The 18,129-nt window shown below is 48.5% G+C and carries 16 protein-coding genes; 5 read left to right on the forward strand and 11 right to left on the reverse strand.

Annotated features, from left to right (window positions below):
* The first annotated feature begins 174 nt into the window (after positions 1 to 174).
* Both ACNI23_RS10670 and ACNI23_RS10675 read left to right on the forward strand, forming a co-directional pair.
* Positions 175 to 909: a tetratricopeptide repeat protein gene (locus tag ACNI23_RS10670; RefSeq protein ID WP_420248580.1), complete on the forward strand. Its 735-nt coding sequence runs from the start codon at positions 175 to 177 to the stop codon at positions 907 to 909.
* Complete coding sequence (locus tag ACNI23_RS10675) at positions 906 to 1,559, forward strand: PilZ domain-containing protein (RefSeq protein ID WP_420248582.1); 654 nt, start codon at positions 906 to 908, stop codon at positions 1,557 to 1,559. Before ACNI23_RS10670 ends, ACNI23_RS10675 begins: the two co-directional genes overlap by 4 nt.
* Before the next feature lie 69 nt (positions 1,560 to 1,628).
* Here the strand turns inward: ACNI23_RS10675 and bioB are convergent, their stop codons facing one another.
* The 10 genes from bioB to ACNI23_RS10725 form a co-directional block, all read right to left on the reverse strand.
* Entirely contained in the window at positions 1,629 to 2,612 is a 984-nt protein-coding gene (gene bioB, locus ACNI23_RS10680; protein WP_420248583.1) for a biotin synthase BioB, read from the reverse strand.
* Between the two features lie 4 nt (positions 2,613 to 2,616).
* A complete protein-coding gene (bioA, locus tag ACNI23_RS10685; protein WP_420248584.1) occupies positions 2,617 to 3,888 on the reverse strand; it encodes an adenosylmethionine--8-amino-7-oxononanoate transaminase in 1,272 nt (423 codons plus the stop codon).
* A 106-nt stretch (positions 3,889 to 3,994) separates the two neighbouring features.
* A complete protein-coding gene (gene bioD / locus ACNI23_RS10690) occupies positions 3,995 to 4,687 on the reverse strand; it encodes a dethiobiotin synthase (protein ID WP_420248586.1) in 693 nt (230 codons plus the stop codon).
* 1 nt (position 4,688) lies between these two features.
* Positions 4,689 to 5,045, reverse strand: a complete 357-nt coding sequence (locus tag ACNI23_RS10695) for a hypothetical protein (RefSeq protein ID WP_420248588.1) — start codon at positions 5,043 to 5,045, stop codon at positions 4,689 to 4,691.
* On the reverse strand, positions 5,038 to 6,699 hold the full coding sequence (locus ACNI23_RS10700; protein WP_420248589.1) for a hydantoinase/oxoprolinase N-terminal domain-containing protein: 1,662 nt from the start codon (positions 6,697 to 6,699) through the stop codon (positions 5,038 to 5,040). The genes ACNI23_RS10695 and ACNI23_RS10700 overlap by 8 nt, the downstream gene beginning before the upstream one ends.
* Before the next feature lie 133 nt (positions 6,700 to 6,832).
* Positions 6,833 to 7,645 carry an AmmeMemoRadiSam system protein B gene (gene amrB / locus ACNI23_RS10705; protein WP_420248591.1) on the reverse strand — a complete coding sequence of 271 codons (813 nt, stop codon included), beginning with the start codon at positions 7,643 to 7,645 and terminating at the stop codon, positions 6,833 to 6,835.
* Between the two features lie 18 nt (positions 7,646 to 7,663).
* Positions 7,664 to 11,071, reverse strand: coding sequence for a tetratricopeptide repeat protein (locus ACNI23_RS10710; protein WP_420248593.1), 3,408 nt, complete (start codon positions 11,069 to 11,071; stop codon positions 7,664 to 7,666).
* Positions 11,072 to 11,134: 63 nt separating this feature from the next.
* On the reverse strand, positions 11,135 to 12,151 hold the full coding sequence (locus ACNI23_RS10715) for a sigma-54 interaction domain-containing protein (protein ID WP_420248595.1): 1,017 nt from the start codon (positions 12,149 to 12,151) through the stop codon (positions 11,135 to 11,137).
* Positions 12,152 to 12,354: 203 nt separating this feature from the next.
* Positions 12,355 to 13,767, reverse strand: a complete 1,413-nt coding sequence (locus ACNI23_RS10720; RefSeq protein ID WP_420248597.1) for a sugar porter family MFS transporter — start codon at positions 13,765 to 13,767, stop codon at positions 12,355 to 12,357.
* Positions 13,768 to 13,948: 181 nt separating this feature from the next.
* Positions 13,949 to 15,355 carry an NAD(P)/FAD-dependent oxidoreductase gene (locus ACNI23_RS10725; protein ID WP_420248599.1) on the reverse strand — a complete coding sequence of 469 codons (1,407 nt, stop codon included), beginning with the start codon at positions 15,353 to 15,355 and terminating at the stop codon, positions 13,949 to 13,951.
* 246 nt (positions 15,356 to 15,601) lie between these two features.
* On the opposite strand from ACNI23_RS10725, the gene ACNI23_RS10730 reads away from it, so the two are divergent.
* The 3 genes from ACNI23_RS10730 (at position 15,602) to ACNI23_RS10740 (ending at position 17,186) form a co-directional block, all read left to right on the forward strand.
* A complete protein-coding gene (locus ACNI23_RS10730; RefSeq protein WP_015852855.1) occupies positions 15,602 to 16,033 on the forward strand; it encodes an RrF2 family transcriptional regulator in 432 nt (143 codons plus the stop codon).
* A gap of 135 nt (positions 16,034 to 16,168) precedes the next feature.
* Complete coding sequence (locus ACNI23_RS10735; RefSeq protein ID WP_420248601.1) at positions 16,169 to 16,618, forward strand: DUF1499 domain-containing protein; 450 nt, start codon at positions 16,169 to 16,171, stop codon at positions 16,616 to 16,618.
* A gap of 133 nt (positions 16,619 to 16,751) precedes the next feature.
* Positions 16,752 to 17,186, forward strand: coding sequence for a rhodanese-like domain-containing protein (locus ACNI23_RS10740; protein ID WP_420248603.1), 435 nt, complete (start codon positions 16,752 to 16,754; stop codon positions 17,184 to 17,186).
* A gap of 172 nt (positions 17,187 to 17,358) precedes the next feature.
* Here ACNI23_RS10740 and folE2 read toward each other — a convergent pair whose 3' ends face one another.
* Positions 17,359 to 18,129: a GTP cyclohydrolase FolE2 gene (gene folE2 / locus ACNI23_RS10745; protein ID WP_420248605.1), complete on the reverse strand. Its 771-nt coding sequence runs from the start codon at positions 18,127 to 18,129 to the stop codon at positions 17,359 to 17,361.

The raw sequence follows: 18,129 nt of genomic DNA on the forward strand, positions 1-18,129 counted from the left end.
ATGATAAACCAAACAAAAATTCCTAAATATAAACTCCTTTTTTAAACAAGTTCTAATCGACTTTTTTAAAAAGCCTGCTTATAAACAGCTGGCTTTTTGTTCAACAAAAAGAAGAATACGTTCCAGTGTAAGTGCGCAGCTTATTTGATATACGTCTATGTGGGGAGACAGTGGATGGAAGATATTTTTCAAGTACTTGGTGTTTATTCCAAAAACATCAAAGATCACACCGGAGCCGGGACAACAATGCAGCGGTCCGAGAGCAAGACATACTACTATGTCACACGGTCCGGTGTGGATAATTTTCAGGTTCAGCCCCTCAATAACCAGAACGTTCCCTCAGGCATGGTGATAACTTTAAGCAAAAAAGAGTTTATCACCCAATATGCTCCCGAAATAAAATACTACGAAAAGAAGACCCTTCCAGCTCTAAAATCACTCCAAAACAAAATTGAAAAAGGGGAAAAGAATTTCCTAAACGGAAACCTTGATGAAGCAGAACAATCCTTCGCCAAGGCCCTTATTCTGGACCCGGAACACCCGAAAGCCAATCTGGGAATGGGTTCTGTGCAATGCACGAAGAAAAATTTTAAGAAACTTTCCGGAATAATAGACAGGCTTTTAAATAAAGACGAAATTTTCATGGAAAGCCAGAGGCAAGAGTTCAACCTCTTTGCCATCAGCTTGCGCAAGCAATCTCTTTTTGATGAGGCCATCACATTTTATGACCGGGCCATTCAGATCAATCCTAATGACGAAAATTTGCATTTCAATACAGCCAGAGCTCATTTCGATGCCGGTAATAACGACATGGCGTTAAAACATCTGGATAAAGCACTTGAAATTGCACCTACACTTGAAGTAGCTTCCATGTTCAAGAAGTACATCGTCAAACGGAAAAAGAAATGATCTCTCAAAAGGAAAAACTCAAGGCAGCCTGTACTCCCGGACTCAAGATAACCATTGAGTTAGGTGGACTGAATGACAAAGCCCCGACCATCGTTGTTGGGGGGGACTTTATAAAATCCCTTATTGTCAAAGAACCCATGGTCCACCATGCAGACAAATCCCTCTGGTCCGAATACATGTATCCCGGAAACGAAGCCACTATCCGCTACATTTATGAAGGAATCGCTTCAGGATACAAAACCGAAGTGATCAGAATGATCAGCGCGCCCGACAGACTACTTTTTCTTAAATATCCAAAGCGGATAGAATCATATAATCTCAGAAGACACAAAAGGATCTCCTGCTTCATGGAAGCACAAATTGAACTTGGAGAGAAAAAGAATACAGCTGTGCTGGAGGATCTAAGCACCAGTGGCTGCTGTGTGAGCTACATAACAGATAAAAACTACCCGGACCCTGAAATTGGGGACAAAATGAAAATTTACTGTCCCTACTTTGCAGACAACGGAACCAAGTTCATTCCCTGCAAAGTACAGCGTTGCACCAAGGATTCACGAAAAACAATTCTGGGCATGACCTTTGAAAAACCATCCCCGGAAATCCTGATCAAGATACAGGATTACGTAGCCACCATACTTTACCATTCCTAAAAATTTCAAAAAGAAGGCCCTGCTGGATAATTCCAGCAGGGCCTTCTTTTATATCGTAAAAAAAACGGACTATTTTTTAGTACGGACCGTAAGCCCCAAATCTTCAAGCATGGTCAGATCATGATCTATGCCCTGCCCGGAGACAGTCAGAAAATCACCTACCATCAGGCCGTTACAGCCGGCATGGAAAATAAATGATTGTAATGAGCGCAGTGCGGCACGACCTGCAGCCATACGCACTTCCGCATGAGGGTTGACCAAACGGAACATTGCGATAGTCAGCAGAATTTCCAGAGGCTGCAATGGTTCAACGTCCTCCAGAGGTGTTCCCGGAATGGGGATCAGGAAATTAAGTGGAATGGAATCAACTTCCAACTCTGCAACAGCAAGAGCAAGTTCCACCCGCTGCTGATGACTTTCGCCAAGCCCAAGCAACCCACCGCAACAGACTTCAAGTCCGGCTTTTTTGGCATCGCGCACCGTACGCACCCGCTCTTCATAGCTATGAGTGGTGCAGACATTCGGGAAATAGCTTTCCGCTGCCTCAAGGTTGTGGTGATAACGAACTACGCCGGATTCATACAATTTCTTCAATGACTCAAAATCAAGACAACCAAGCGATGCACAATGGTTGAAACCCTTTCCGCGCATACCGTCCACAGCCTCACAGACATGATCAAGAGATTTACCCTTTAGTGCCCTGCCGCTGGTCACATAACTGAAGAATTCAAGGGGTGATTGCCCTGCTTTTTCAGCACAGTCACGGATTTCCTCCACTGACATGAGAGGATAAGCCGGAGCCGGGGTGCCTTTGAAATGGCTGGACTGGGCACAAAAGGTACAATCTTCCGAACAATTCCCGCTACGTACGTTGGCGATGGAACAAAGACTGACTTCACGGCCGAAGCGTCGCATGGTCATGGTATGTGCGGCGTGCAGAATTTCTGCAAGTTCTCCGTGGGAAGCACCGAGTACTGAAACCGCAGTATGTTCATCAATGGCTCCGCCACCGTGAACGGCATTCCACAAAGCCTGTTTCTCGTTTCTATCCAAAATATTACCCCTGAAGGCCGATCACTTCACATATAGCGGAAGTCAAAGCCTCAAGTTCAAGATTCGAAATTACATAAGGCGGCATCACATAGACGAGTTTTCCAAAAGGACGAACCCACACGCCGCGTTTTACAAATTCCCGCTGAATGGAATTCATATCCACGGGTTCTTTCAGCTCGACAACTCCAATAGCACCAAGGCAGCGAACATCAGCCACCGCACCTGATTTAGCACAAGGTGCCAGCCCGGAACAAAGAAGCTCGGTAATCTCCGCTACCCGCTCCTTCCAATTACTCTTCAACAAAAGATCTATAGAGGCATTAGCCACAGCGCAGGCCAAAGGGTTGCCCATAAATGTCGGGCCGTGCATGAACACCCCGCCCTTGGAGGAAATACCTTCGGCAACTTCCTTTGTAGCAAGGGTTGCTGCCAGAGTCATCATGCCCCCGGTAATGGCCTTGCCAACACACATAATGTCCGGGTTGATCCCGGCCATTTCGCTGGCGAACATGGCCCCGGCGCGCCCGAATCCGGTAGCAATTTCATCACAGATCAACAGAACGCCATGTTCATCGCAAGCCTCGCGGACCCGTTTCAGATATTCAGGGGAATAAAAACGCATCCCCCCTGCTCCCTGCACCACAGGTTCAAGGATAACTGCAGCCAACTCATGAGCGTGCTTTTCAATCTTGCTCTTGAAATCCGCAAAATCTTCATCCGTACATCCGGCATCGAATCCACACTGTGGGGCCTCGGCAAAAACATGCTCCGGCAACACAGAGGTGAACATGGAATGCATGCCGTTTACGGGATCACAGACCGACATGCAGCCGATGGTATCACCGTGATAGCCGTTACGGATTGTCATCAACCTGTTTTTCTCAGGCTTACCCGTGGCATACCAGTATTGGATAGCCATTTTGATTGCCACCTCGACTGAAACCGAACCGGAATCAGCCAGAAACACCTGCTGCAAAGGTTCCGGGGAAATCTGTACCAGCTTACGGGCCAGTTCCACAGCAGGTTCATGGGTCAGACCGCCAAACATAACATGCGGCATAGTCTCGGCCTGATCGCACAAAGCCTTAACCAGCGCCGGATTATTATAACCATGAATGGCGCACCACCAGGAAGCCATACCGTCAATAAGCTCGGTACCGTCTTCAAGAATGATCTTAACGCCCTCAGTGCGCTTGGCCTGAAAAGTAGGTAGAGGATTAGTAGCTGATGTATAAGGATGCCAAAGATGATTTTTGTCGAATTCTAGAATAGACATGGTATGCCTCCGGCGGCCCTGCCGGGGGCCTTAAACCCTTTTTGTAAAAAGGGTTTAAGAATCCCAAAAAATTTTATCAGGGCTCCGCCGCGTTATTTATAATAAATCAGGAATCAAGAGCCTTATCTACTTGCTCCCAGCATTTAGGATCATTGTAGTCCCAATTTTCGATATATGGAATGGAAGCTATAACTTTCACTTCGGAAATTTTTTCGATGAAACGGATATTCTCTTCGGCCATACCGAATTCTTCCGGAGCGGGCTGGTTGGGAGAAGTCATGACCAGACCGGAAATTTCCAGACCGGACTGCTGCAAGGCCGCGATGGAAAGCAGTGCCTCGTTAATGCAGCCAAGCTTGTTTTCAACAACCAGAATCACCGGATATCCAAGCTCTTTCATGAGATTGAGCATGGAAGAATCGTCACTAAGGGGAACCATTATTCCCCCGGCACCTTCTACCAGAAGAAAATCATCACCCTCAAGTTCACGGACTTTCCGGGCAATCTCGACATAATCAAGCTCCACCCCGGCCAGCCTTGCGGCAAGATGCGGAGAAGTCGGCGGCTCGAAAATATAAGGACATTGTCTATTGATATCCCAGACCGCCCCGGCAGCACGATAGACATCGCCGTCCGGGGAATCGAATGAACCGTCAGGCAGAACAATAGCCCCGGACTGGACAGGCTTCACCGGAAGTATACTCCGCCCTGATTTCATAAAGAAACGGGCAAGCCCTGCGGTAACCACAGTCTTTCCTACATCCGTACCTGTTCCGGTAATAAAAAATCCGGCAGACAATTTAACTGGCCTCGCCTGATTCGATTACTTCCAACGGGTCACGGTCACTTGTTTCGGCAAAGAACAGTTCTTTGTCGTAAGGACCGAAATGGCCTTCGTCACCAACTAGGGTAAAAAATTCAATGCGGGAATAGCGGCGGCAGCGTTCTTCGCTGACGCGATTGGCGATGTAGTAATTGAATTTATCCATGGAATGGGTGGACTGTCCCAGATCGATTACCCGGTCTGCAAATTCGCACCACGCATGAGCTACCCACTTGTCATCTTTAAAAATCCAACCGTGAACAACTTCAACTTCAGTATTCTCACTGGCAGGTTCAAGGCAATATTCGTATGCGGAAGGTTGATTTCTACTCATTACAGGTATCCTTTTTCTTGGTATCAAGAGCCATTTTGATCGCGCCCAAGGCGTTACCAACTTCATGGTGGGAGGGGAAAACAGCTTCAGTGTGCAGTTTTTCAGCAACTTCAGGCAGCAACTTTTGAGCGGCTGCGCCGATACCCACGATGGGCAGATTGAGTGAAGCATCAAAGCTTACCAGCGAACTTGCCGCACGCCCGGAAATAAATCCGGCCATGTTGCCGCCGATTTCCTTGCGCACAATGTGTTCGAGCATGGCATTTTCAATTTTGACCCTTGTTTCTGAAAGGACCATTTCCGCAAAGCCTGCTCCATCAAGATCGAATTCCTTGCCCAGAATATCAGCCGCTGCTTCAGAAACAGACTTATCGCCGATATCCAGCTGTCCCTGCACGTGCAGTGCGTCAGTGGGGGTAAAACCGACTTCTTCCACCAACTGTTCGCGTACAAGCTTCTGGACCTTTCCGCTAAGGCCGATTTCACCGAGTCCGGTTCCTTCCATGATCTGCCCGAAGGTTGCGGGACCGTTTTCTAAAAGATATTTCAGGACTGCGTCATCGGAGCTTTTTTCCGCAGACGGGCCGACCTTAAGCAGATGTGACTCGTGTCCTTTGCCGATCCATTTTTCGGGAGCGGGAATGTCCCCGGCCATACACAGGGGTACAACCCTGCCCGGACCGACTTCAAAATTTCCTGATCTGTTGATGCGGGCAAAACTGTCTCCACCGACACCAACGGTAAACATTTCCACCGCCTCAACATGGGTTTCCCAGTCGCCGATAATGGAACCGCTTTCTTGAATTGTAGGCTGGGAATTACGGATCAAAGTAACGTCAGTGGTGGTACCACCCACATCCACGATGAGCGCATCTTTTTCCGGGGAATAAATGGAGCCGTAATAAGCGGTTGAGGCAGGGCCGCTGGCAAAGGTTTCAGCCGCACGCTGAACAGCATCTTCCATGCTCATGGGAGTTGCGTTACCGCGCACAACAACCACAGAAGAACCGAGGCCGCGTTCATTAAGGGCCTTGCCTACACCGGACAAAAATTCTTTCATTACCGGCATGAGACGGGCATTCAGTACAGCTGTAGCCGCACGTTCAGCCTGCCCTGCACGGGTACTGATTGTATGGGAGCAGAATACGGGCTGGGGATCGGTAAGAGAAATAGCTTTTGCTGCAATAAGTTCGTGCGCCGGATTCTTGATACTCATGGCCGAGCAGACAGCATATGCATCGACATGTCCGGCCATATCCTGAATACCGTCCACAAGGGATTCAATATCCAGCGGATCTTCTTCCATTCCGGTAATCTTGTGTCCGCCCTTAACGTAACGCAAGGTCACAACAGGCAGCTTCAACGCCTTAGTGGTACCGATCATAAACAGACCGACCCGTGCACCTTTATTCTCAACAACGGCGTTGGTAGCCAGAGTGGTGGAAACAGAAACAAGCTTGACCTCATCCGGGCTGATCCCGCTTTCCTTCATGGCTTTATCCAGAGAAGAAGCCAGACCGAGGCTCAGGTCATGATGGGTGGTGGGTGATTTGGCTGTAGCCACCACGCTTGAGTCTTCGCATTTTACAACAACAGTGTCTGTGTAGGTTCCACCTGTATCAATACCGATCGCATAACCGCTCTCAAAACTCATTGCACATATATCCTTCGCCCGCAGGAGGCATTTTTGTTCAATATCCGACCGCACCATAGCAGGTCTGAACAGTACAAATAATGCCGCTTTTCCCGATTGGCAAGGGCTAGGATTCTATTTCATAAACCAGACGTTAAGAGATGATCACTCCTGCATAGGCCACTACCCGTTCGTAGTCACCGGTTGCCTGCCCTGAATTTGTGTAATGCACAAGCTTGCCGGAAGAGGCACCAAGCTTCTTGGCGGCAAACATTGCCAAGGTCATGGGCAGAACCCCGCACATACTGATCTGATTGGACGAAACTATGGAATAAAGGTCGGAAGGATCCATACGGATAATCGCCTCAAGGGCCATGGAATCGAGCTTCTTGGCCTGATCTGCAGAGACAAAATGACTCATGTCGGAACTGACAACCATAGAGACAGGTTGTGGATGATCTTTCATTATTTCCGCAATGGCCTCACCTGCCTTGCGCAGATTTGACGGGGAAGCTTCAGAAACGCAGACCGGAACGATCTTCATTGCCGGATTAAGGTAATGCAGAAAAGGCACAATAACTTCAAGGGAGTGTTCCCGCGAATGAGCCTTTTCATTTGAAACAAAACCGGTTCCACTTTCAATGAGCTTTGCGGCCAGTTCCTCATCCACATCCAGCTTGCCACCGGGAAATTCCCAGCTTCCTTTATCCCAGACAGATAAAGGTGAACCGAGTCCGGTATGGTTAGGACCAAGCAGAAATACAGTGTCAGCCAACCTGCTCTGGGCAAGGGTTTTACCGCATGGTTCACCGGAAAACATATATCCGGCATGGGGAACCATGACCAGGCGGTCAACCGGACGGTCCCCATCAAAATTCAGGGTTCCTGAATACATCTCAAGCTCCTTACGAAGCTGATCAGGACTTTCCGGGTAAAAACGTCCGGCTACTACGGGCTGTCTGTTCATATTTACCTGCCTTAAAAATTATTGAAACACCGGGTCCGGCTGGAACTTGGAAGCATCCTTCTCAATCTTGTGGGTTGCCAGTGCGGAAGTAGCAAGACGTCCGTAAAGATCGCCCGGCTTTTGCTTGGCAACTTCTTCCATCAGTTTCTTCCACTCGGAAACAGCCCCGGCCTTTTCGTAGAGCTGGGCCAGACGGAAACGGGAAGAAGCCCATTCCGGATCAGAAAGCGGGATATACTTATCGTATTCCGCAGCCCACTTAAGAGCTTCCCGGTAACGCCCGGAGCTTTCCGCCGCGAAAATTGTCATAAGGATACAATCCTTGATCTTTTCCCGGTCTCCACCGGTCTCAAGTAGCATGGCTAATGCTTCCTGTGCATAAACGAAAACCTTCTTCAGCTCCTTCTTCTTCATGGAAGACTTGGCCATGTAATACATGGCATAAGCACGCGAAGACTGGGGTAAAAGCAGATTGGAAGCCAGCCCTGCCCAAAGCGGAGTACTGCGCTCTGTCTCCCCGAGATTCTCGTAAGCCATGGCCTGAGCGTATTCTATATGAACCTTCTGCTTTGGATCAAGTTTCCACTTATCCTTAGCAAGGTCGACCAGCGCGGTTACCTTGCTCCAAGCTTGCTCATCCACATAGATACCAAGGGCCATATCAAGAGCCATTGCTGAATACTTGGGAATTTCCTCACCCTGCAAATAGCGGTCAATCAATTCCAAGGCTTTCGCAGGCTGCTCTTTCTTCCAGAAGCTGAGCGCCACACCGAGCCTTGTCTCATCATTAACATCTTTGCCTTCGTTATTCTTTTGGGCGTACTTGTTCCAGTAATCGACCACCCGGCCGTAGTTCTCATCCCGAACCAGTTCCGGCACAGCCTTATCAAAAACTCGTGTACCAAGTTCACTGGCCCGCTCTCTCAACCCGCTACGAGGATATTTATCCAGAAAACCCTGAACCGCACCGAGACAATCACCGTACTTCTTGTTCCAGTAATACCACATACCGAGCTTGAGCTGTGCAAGCGGAGCAAGCGGACTATCCGGGAATTTTTCAATAATGTGGTTATAAATTTTCTGCGGCCTGAGGTTGTAAGGACGGTCAAAGACCTTGTCCATCTGGCTCATGCTGGGGTCATCATAAATGCCCTCTTCAGCAAGACGCATCATGGAAACCAGCCCACCCTCTTTATCAGGAAAATCTTTGGCTGCTTTTTCGTAAATTTCCTTGGCGGCGGTTTTCTGACCTGTCTTAAGATAAATATCGCCGATGCGAGCCAAAACAATATCCGCTTCAGGAGCTTCCGGGGCAAGGTTGTAGTAAGCCCAATAGTTTTCACGGGCCTGCCCTATCTTGCCCAGTCTGTTCTGGGTATTGGCCGACATAAGCAGGAAATTCAGATCTTCAATGTAGAAACGAGGCCAGCGTTTATCAATATAGTCAATAATTTGAAAAGCCTGTTCATCATAACCAAGAGCATCCAAAGACTTGGCAAGACCGAGCGCGGCATCACGGACAATCTTGCTGTCCGGATACATCTGAACCAGATACTGGAACTGATCCGCAGCCTTTTCGTATTCTTTCATGCCGAGGTAGTACTCACCCCAATAGTAACTGATATAAGGAATGTTGGGATCGTTGGGATACTGGGATTTAAGAAGATTAAAATAAGCCTTGGCCTCAGGCATGTTGCCTACTTTGAGATTAAGCAATCCCAGATTGAGTAAGGCCATGGGGACATTCGGAGACTTGGTGTCCGCATTCATTGCTTCCATCCACGCACTGGCAATTTCACCGAAATTATCAGCCATGGCATCGCGATGCAGCTCGGTAAGCGACTCAGCTTTACCGTAAAGTGCGCGCAAACGCATATCCAGCGGCAACTCTTTCATTAAGGAAACTTCAGTAAAGCCATCTATTGCAGCTTGAATCTCCCCTTCATCCAGAGCTCCTTCCGCTGCAAGAAGAACCCCCTTGGCGACCTTGATCCGGTCCTCAAGAGTAATTTCCTTTTCGCCTTCAACACCACCTTCTCCGTCATCATCAATCTGCTCGGAGTCTCCCACTGGATAGGCGTCAGACGCAGATGCATCCTGTTCACCTTCTGCCGCTTCATCACGAACATCTGTTCCATTATCTGCCTCATTGCTAGTCTCACCAGCTTCTTTATTTTCAAGAGCGGGGTAATCAGTAGCCTCAAAGGAATCTTCATTACTAGGCGGAGGTGTAATCTGACCAGACGCTGAGGAATCAGGCGGTGCTATCTTGCCGGAAACCTGACCTGATACACTACCTGCAGCCTGTCCGCCTGACTGAGATGGAGGAGGTGCAATCCTGCCGGAGACACTGCCGGACGCACTGCCTTCGGATTGCTGCGGCGGGGTGACTGAACCGGACGCACCTTCGCCTTCGGGAAATTCTTCTTCGTAAGCAACTTCATCAGCAGCCACGCCCTCGTCAACTGCTTCATCGACACCTTCACCAACAGCCTCATCTGACGGTGGAGGTGCAATGGTTCCGCCTGCCGAGCCACCGGAACTTTCCGGTTCTATACGGGCGACAACCTGCCCACCGGAATCGCCGTTATCAGCAACACGGCGGGCAATGCCCCCGGCCCGTGCCGGAGGAACCGAAGTATCCACAGGCTTAGCCTGCCCGGGGCCGACGTTGGCAACAGGAGCACGGTAAGTATAAGGAACTGAATAAAATGGACGTTTTACTGGCTGTGGAGGAACCTGTTCATCCGGAGTCTCTTCTGAGCCCTGTTCCAACTCCTGTTTGAGTTGCGATGATTCTTCATCTTCAGGCAGATCGACTTCATCAATGACCGGAGGCTTTGGAGGCTTAGCCTCAGCCTTCATAGCGGCTTTTTTTGCGGCTGCAACACGAGCGGCTTCAGCTTTTTCTTTTGCTTTCTTGTCAGCTGCGCGTTTTGCCTCAGCCTTTTTCTGGGCTGCTATTTTCTTTTGAGCCGCTTTTTTACGTTCGGCTTCACGGCGAGCTTTTTCTTCAGGGGAGCGCCATTTGGAACCAATGGGATCGCGGAAAAACTGAATCGTCATTTGACCATTACCCGCGGGCATGCGGATAAAACCAAAAGCACTGGTCCGGGTTCCGATGGTGATGGAGCTCGGGCCCATTTGTAGAGAATTAACCAAACGCAAAGAGGATAAAGGAGCCGGGGTTGGCTGCTTTTCTCCCTTAAGGGCATTTTTGGGAAAAGAAATGGTGATCTGCTGCCGTCCGGTACGGGCGACTTTTCCGGAAAGATTTTTCTGATCAAAGACAAGACGTATGGAATCCATGTCAGCCTTGGTATCAATAAAGTACTCCAAGGCATGACTAGGATAAGGGCAGGCAAGCCAAAAAACGACCGCCAGAAAAAGGGACCGGACAACTCCGGTAAGTCGGCTAAGCGTCACAATTAATTATCTTTGCAATTTTCCTGCCTACCCCTCACAAAATCCACACTTTTTTTAAAATAACTAAACTTCCAGATTCCTCTTCTTGATCTTTTCAATCAACGTCGTCCGCTTTACCCCGAGAAGTTCTGCGGCCTTATTCTTGACGCCACCTGCCCTTTCAAGGGCTTCGATCATGAGACGGTCTTCTACCTTCTCCAGAAAATCCTTGAGCCCGTTGGCTCCCTGCTCTTCCATATCTGAAAGGGTAGGCCAATTGAATCCAACAGGCTGCATAAGCTCGGCAACCTTTTTCTTGGGTTCCTTGCCCACATCTTTCCAAATTTTTTCCGGCAGGTCATCGGGAACGATTTCAGCTTCATCACAAAGGATGCACATACGTTCCATAAAATTTTCGAGCTCACGGACATTACCCGGCCAAGTGTAGGAAACCAGCATATCAGCTGCATCGGACTGAATCCTAAGCTGCTCCATATCCTTATCCTCGCAGAACCGGCCAAGAAAATGCTGTGCCAGCAGAAGCACGTCCCCGCCGCGTTCACGCAGCGGAGGGAGATGCATGGGAATAACATTCAGGCGATAGAAAAGGTCCTCGCGAAATCTTCCTGCAGCAACCTCGACTTCGAGATCGCGGTTGGTTGCAGCAACAATACGCACATCAACCTTTTTGATGGAAGTCCCACCGACCCTTTCGATTTCCTTTTCCTGGAGGACTCTCAGGATTTTGACCTGCAGGCTCAGATCCATTTCACCGATTTCATCGAGGAAAATGGTCCCGCCGTCAGCAAGCTCGAAACGGCCCGGACGGGAACGCACTGCATGGGTGAAAGCACCCTTCTCATGCCCGAAAAGTTCAGATTCCAGCAACTCCTTGGGGATGGCCCCGCAGTTTACCGGAACAAATGGCTTTTCCTTTCGTTTGCTGTTGCGGTGCAAAGCACGCACAAGCAGCTCCTTACCCGTGCCGGATTCCCCGGTAACCAGCACGGTACTGTCTGTAGGCGCCACCTTTGCGAGAATCGCAAAGACCTCCTTAAGCGCAGGACTGTTTCCAATTATTCCACCTAAATTAAGAGCCATTCGGCCTCCCAAATTATTCTAGTCCGGGGAACTTTTTTAGTTCTGTTCCGCCTTGTACGGATTAATCCATCATATAAAATAGATAACCCTACACATTCACTGTCAATGAAATGACGCAAAGTCAATATGCAATTGAATTTTTCTTGCAAAAATCAAATAAAAAACAGTCGAATATCATAATATCAGCCACGGGGGATGAAAACTCACTCCATATCTTCCAATTCCCTGCCCTTGGTCTCCCGAACCATAAAGAGAACAAAGAAAAATGATACCGCCGCAAAAAAGGCATAAATGGAATAAGTAATACCCAATCCGACCCAGCTTACAAGCGATGGAAAGGAGGCGGAAACCATGAAATTTGCTACCCACTGTGCCCCGGCCCCAAGAGCAAGAGCAGAAGCGCGGATTCTGTTGTTGAACATTTCTCCGAGTAACACCCAGACCACAGGCCCCCATGAAAATCCGAAGCAGAAGACATAAAGATTGGCGGAATACAAAGCGGTTGTAGCGGATGCTCCTTGCAGAACCGGATGCCCGGAAGCATCAAGGGGAGCATTGCCGAACAAATAGGCCAAAACACCAAGAGTAACCAGCATTCCGGCCGAGCCTGCCAGAAGCAAAGGCTTTCGGCCCACACGATCAATAAGCACAATGGCTACCAGCGTGGTCACGATATTTACAACCCCGGTAATCACGGTAATCCACAAAGAATTCTCTTCGGAAAATCCGACACTGCGCCAGAGCATGGAACCGTAATAAAAAATGACATTAATACCCACGAACTGTTGCAATACCGAAAGTCCAAGCCCGATCCAGACTACGGGATGCAGCCCCCCTTCACATCTCAGGGCTGCAAATGAAGGAGTACACTCGATCGTAAGACTTCCCTTGATTTCTTCAATTTTCTCAAGAGTCTTGTCCCCAAGGACTTTCGCAAGGATGCCCTCTGCCTCTTTCTCTTTTCTGGAAGCAATAAGATAGCGGGGAGATTCCGGGATCATCAGAGCTGCAAATCCGTACAGAAGTGCAGGCGGGACCTCAGCCCAGAACATCCAGCGCCAAGTTTCAAAGCCGAGCCAGAGCACATTATCCGCCGATCCTCCGGCGATCCCCACCAGCATGTAGTTGCTGAGCATAGCAACGAAAATCCCGACCACAATGGCTAGCTGCTGCAATGAACCGAAACTTCCGCGCAGGTTGGCCGGGGAAATCTCTGCGATGTAAGCCGGAGTAATAGCGCTGGCAAGACCAATCCCCACGCCACCGAGAAAGCGCCAGAAAATAAAATCCCAGACAGAGATTGGAATCCCGGAACCAACTCCACTGAGGGTAAATAAAAAAGCCGCGAGCAACATCGGTTTAATGCGTCCGTACCGATCCGAAACCGCCCCAGAAAGCAAAGCTCCAACTGCCGAGCCTATCAACGCCAAAGAAACAGACATACCCACCAACACCGGACCGACCTTGAAATAATTACCCAGCGCCACCACAGCGCCGTTGATAACCGCAGTATCAAAGCCGAAAAGAAAGCCGCCGAGTGCTGCGGCAGCTGAAATAAGGAGAACAAAAATTACCGATGCTGATTGCTTGGGATCGTGGGCGGGACTTGCAGACATACTTACCTTCTTAAAGTTGGCTAATACAGCTTAGTAACAGTAACAAACAATACAAGCTGTTACCATAATCTCCGTATCAATGTCACCACAACTTCAAGACAACCACCGCAAAAACAAAAAAAGGAGATACCGACCAAAGTCAGTATCTCCCATTCTTTCATAAAAGACGCGAAGTGAATCTTTATTTCTTAGCTCTTCTGGCAATCTCTTTAGCGGGGATGATTCCGGTAGCGGAAGCGGAAACAATGTTTCCTGCTACGCCCGGACCGTCACCTGCTACGAAAAGACCTTCCAACGCTGTTTCAAGCTGGTCGCTGGTTTCCACCTGAGTGGAGAAGAACTTGATTTCCGGTGCGTAAAGCAGAGTTTCCTCGTTGGCAACACCGGGAACTACATCGTTAAGCTTCTCGAGACCTTCGATGAGGTTACGTACGATACGCTCAGGCAGAGCCATGGCGATATCACCGCAGGTAACGTTCTTCATGGTCGGCTCAATAAAGCTGTTGCGAACACGATTCCATGTGGAACGACGTCCGCGCTTGAGGTCGCCGAAACGCTGAAGGATCGGCTTGCCCCCGCCGATGATAGTGGCGAGCTTACCGATGGATTCACCATAAGCCTGGTTATCGGTAACAGGCTCTTCAAGCACAACCTTGGACAGGAAGGCGAAGTTGGTGTTCTCGGATTTTTTATCCATATAGGCGTGTCCGTTTACGCAGACAAAATCCTGATAGTTTTCAAGAGCTACGAAGCCACCCTGGTTGGTACAGAAAGTACGAACCTGATCATCGTAAGTATTAGTACGGATAAAGAAGGTGGGGTCATAGATCACGGAACAAAGATCACGCATGATATCGCCGTGTACTTCCACGCGAACACCGACCTCGATACCACGCTGGGTGATGGCAAGGTCGTGCTTCTTGGCAACGCTGCCCATCCACTCGGAACCGACGCGGCCCGGAGCGAGAATAACATTCTTGGCTTTGTATTCACCTTTCTTGGTCACAACACCGGCCAATTCGCCGTTTTCAATGAGAATGTCTTCTACGTGCTCACCGGTGCGGAAGGTAACACCCTTGCTCATACAGTAATCAGCCATTCCGGCAATGTGTCCGGGCAGGTTGTCACTACCAAGGTGCTTCTGCTTGATCAGCAGCAGATCGATACCGTGCTTGAGAGCATCCTTGCGGATATTCTTAGCTTCTTCCATGTTGGTGGGGTAAACCTGACCGTCCATGTTGAAGCGGTTGAAAATTTCTTCGGTCTCATCGATAAGGGCTTTCGCCTTGGAAACCGACATAAACTGGGTAAGGTCGGTTTTGCCGAGCTTGTGAATATAGTTGAGCTTGCCGTCAGAAAAAAGGCCAGCCCCGCCCACACCGGAAAGGATGTTGCAGGGTTTGCATTTAATGCATTCCTGATCCCCGGTTATGGGACAATGTCGTTTAAGGGACGCCTTTCCCTTTTCGATGACCAGAACATCAAGGTCGGTATTCTCGCCAAGGTAATAGGCTGCGAAAAGTCCTGCAGGACCACCGCCGACAATAATTACATCAAACTCTTTCTTCCCGTTATCTTTCGGGCTCATAATATTCTCCAGTATTGGTCTTTTTCGCCTGCTTTGCGCTACCCGCGCAGGCATGCCAATATACGCTTTTATCCATAGAATTTCAAAATTGCAACCTTTTCTTATTTTTTTTCAAATCAAACAAAAACTATATATAATCAAACACTTAAACCACACAGAGCAAATTATCGGTTATAGTTAAAGCGATCCCTCTTGACCCAGAGCAATTACTTTTCTAAATGGATTAGTAAACCAAAAGGAAATTTCATGAGACTGACAACTAGAAGCAGATACGGAACCCGAATGATACTGGACATTGCTACGCACTGCACTGCAGGCCCGGTCCGTATCAGTGACATTGCCAGCCGTCAGGGACTTTCAACAAAATACCTTGAAAAACTCATCCGCGAATTGAAAAAGGCCGGATTTATTGCCAGCAAACGCGGCCCCGGCGGTGGACATTCATTGGCAATGGCCCCGGAAGATATAACAGTAGGTGCAGTGGTTAGAAGCCTTGAGGGAGACGCCGGACTAGTCGAATGTCTGGATAATGACGATCTCTGCAAACGCATAGACAACTGCCCCACCCGCGAGGTCTGGATCAAAGCCAGCAAGGCCATGTATGCAGCCCTGGATGAAATATCCATTGCTGACCTGCTTAAAGAAGGCTCTTTCTGCGTCAAGACTAATCCTTTCTAAAAATTACTCACATTAATTTTCCACCCCTGCCCCGTTTTATCGGTTCAGGGGCTTTTTTTTGAATAACACTTTCTTTACAAAAATTTCATTAATTTACCTTGCGGATAAGCCAAAGAGTATTCTACATTCACACATATGATTTATAAACTAACAACACTCATTATCATTATTTGCGCTGGCGCCCTATTTACCGCTGCCCATTTTTCTTCCCCTCCTAAAAATCTGGGAATTACAGGCGGCAATCTTTCTCCATGCCCGAAAAGCCCCAACTGCGTTTCCTCACAGGAAACCGACAAAGAGCATTCCACCCAAGCTTTCAAAGCCAGCGGCAGCAATAAACAAGTCATGAAAAAACTAAGGGCCTGCATCAAAAAAATGGGTGGGAAAATTACTTCCCGCAGCGGCCCCTACCTGCACGCTGAGTTCCGGAGCAAATGGTTCCGTTTTGTAGATGACTTTGAATGCATTTATGATGAAGCGGAAGGAAAGATTGATGTTCGCTCGGCAGCACGCCTCGGCTATTCCGATTTCGGAGTAAACAAAAAAAGGGTTGATGAATTGCGTAAACTTTTTGAGGAAGAATAAAATTCTGACCATACTCAGCTTCTATAGAGAAGCAGGATACCATTTAACTTTATCTATCAGTTTTAAATATTCGACGAATTCTTCTGCCTGAGCTTAAGGATTGATTCTAAATCACAATCAGGAGGAGAAACAAATGACTTTTAGTAAAAAAATGATGGTAATGCTCGGATTGGCAGCACTGCTTCTTTGCGTTGCAGGAAACGCTTTCGCCATGAAGGATAGCTACAATTACATGAGCCCCGCAGCCCTGCAGAATGCAATCGACACCAAGGCTGATGTTGCCATTGTCGATATTCAGGTGGCTGAAGAATTTAAATCTCACCACATCAAGGGCGCAATCGAAACCTGCGCTTACCCGGTTAAGACCGTCGCCGAAACAGAAAAACTTAATGCAACCCTGAACAACCTCAAAAGCTCAACACAGCCTGTAGTTGTCATCTGCCCGCGCGGGAAAGGCGGCGCAGAAAGAACAGTAGACTACCTCGCCAAAAAGGGAATCGCTCCTTACCGTTTATTCATCCTCACCAACGGTCAGGACGGCTGGCCCTATGCTGTTGAATCGAACTAAGAACAGCTAGACAAAGCAGACAAAAAAACTCCCGCCGGAAAATCCAGCGGGAGTTTTTTTTATCCAAAAGTGTCGCCGCAATCGCTCTATCCTTTCGGTAAGCAACTGCGGCTGTCTGCGGAGATCAGGTGGGGAATAATCCCCTCTGCCTCCTTACTATAATAGTAAGCACTTATTCAGGTTTGGCAATACTTGCAAAGGCACAATGATTGTGAATTGATTCAAAACTTTCCACATCAACTTGATACCACAAAATTTTAGCGTGTTTTTCAAGCCCCATAGCGGCATTGCGGACCACGTCCTCAACGAAGGTGGGATTTGAAAAACTTTTTTCAGTTACGTGTTTTTCATCCTCTCGCTTAAGCAAAGAGAACACTTCACACGACCCTGAAGCTTCGGCAATCTCCACCAGATCCTCGATCCAGACAAAACCCTTTGACTTGGTCCTGATGTGGACCACCGCCCTCTGGCTGTGCGCTCCTTCATCACTGATAGCTTTTGAACAAGGGCAGACAGTCATAACCGGAACTTTTACACCTAGGGTGAATTCCAGATTATCACCGACCATTTCGCCTTCCACTGTGCACTCATAACTCATGATCCCCTTGCGTCCACTGACCGGGGATTTCTTTTGCAGGCAGTAGGGAAAGCTGAGTTCCGCATGAGCACGTTCAGCTTCGAGACGGCGCAGGATGTCGCTGAGCAGATTGTAAAAACTCTGATAATCCAACTCTTCGGACCAATCTTCGAGAGCCTCTACAAAACGGCTCATGTGTGTACCTTTGAAATGCGCGGGCAGATCAACAGATAAAGCTACTTTAGCCATGGTGCTTTGACTGCCTGATTCCCGGTCACGCACCACAAGAGGGAGAGTCAAATCCCGCACACCGACCCTGTCGATGGACATTGCCACTTTTGCGGGACTGTTCTGTACGTCTTCCAT

The sequence above is a fragment of the Maridesulfovibrio pacificus (SeqCode) genome (genome assembly GCF_048612815.1).
Taxonomy (GTDB): Bacteria; Desulfobacterota; Desulfovibrionia; order Desulfovibrionales; family Desulfovibrionaceae; genus Maridesulfovibrio; species Maridesulfovibrio pacificus.

Bases quoted from the DNA above. Each gene is read 5' to 3' on its own strand.
- folE2 (WP_420248605.1), bottom strand. From the start codon at position 18,129: ATGGAAGACGTACAGAACAGTCCCGCAAAAGTGGCAATGTCCATCGAC.
- bioA (WP_420248584.1), bottom strand. From the start codon at position 3,888: ATGTCTATTCTAGAATTCGACAAAAATCATCTTTGGCATCCTTATACA.
- ACNI23_RS10715 (WP_420248595.1), bottom strand. From the start codon at position 12,151: ATGGCTCTTAATTTAGGTGGAATAATTGGAAACAGTCCTGCGCTTAAG.
- ACNI23_RS10670 (WP_420248580.1), top strand. From the start codon at position 175: ATGGAAGATATTTTTCAAGTACTTGGTGTTTATTCCAAAAACATCAAA.
- ACNI23_RS10700 (WP_420248589.1), bottom strand. From the start codon at position 6,699: ATGAGTTTTGAGAGCGGTTATGCGATCGGTATTGATACAGGTGGAACC.
- ACNI23_RS10735 (WP_420248601.1), top strand. From the start codon at position 16,169: ATGATTTATAAACTAACAACACTCATTATCATTATTTGCGCTGGCGCC.
- ACNI23_RS10675 (WP_420248582.1), top strand. From the start codon at position 906: ATGATCTCTCAAAAGGAAAAACTCAAGGCAGCCTGTACTCCCGGACTC.
- amrB (WP_420248591.1), bottom strand. From the start codon at position 7,645: ATGAACAGACAGCCCGTAGTAGCCGGACGTTTTTACCCGGAAAGTCCT.
- ACNI23_RS10725 (WP_420248599.1), bottom strand. From the start codon at position 15,355: ATGAGCCCGAAAGATAACGGGAAGAAAGAGTTTGATGTAATTATTGTC.
- ACNI23_RS10695 (WP_420248588.1), bottom strand. From the start codon at position 5,045: ATGAGTAGAAATCAACCTTCCGCATACGAATATTGCCTTGAACCTGCC.
- ACNI23_RS10740 (WP_420248603.1), top strand. From the start codon at position 16,752: ATGACTTTTAGTAAAAAAATGATGGTAATGCTCGGATTGGCAGCACTG.
- ACNI23_RS10720 (WP_420248597.1), bottom strand. From the start codon at position 13,767: ATGTCTGCAAGTCCCGCCCACGATCCCAAGCAATCAGCATCGGTAATT.
- ACNI23_RS10730 (WP_015852855.1), top strand. From the start codon at position 15,602: ATGAGACTGACAACTAGAAGCAGATACGGAACCCGAATGATACTGGAC.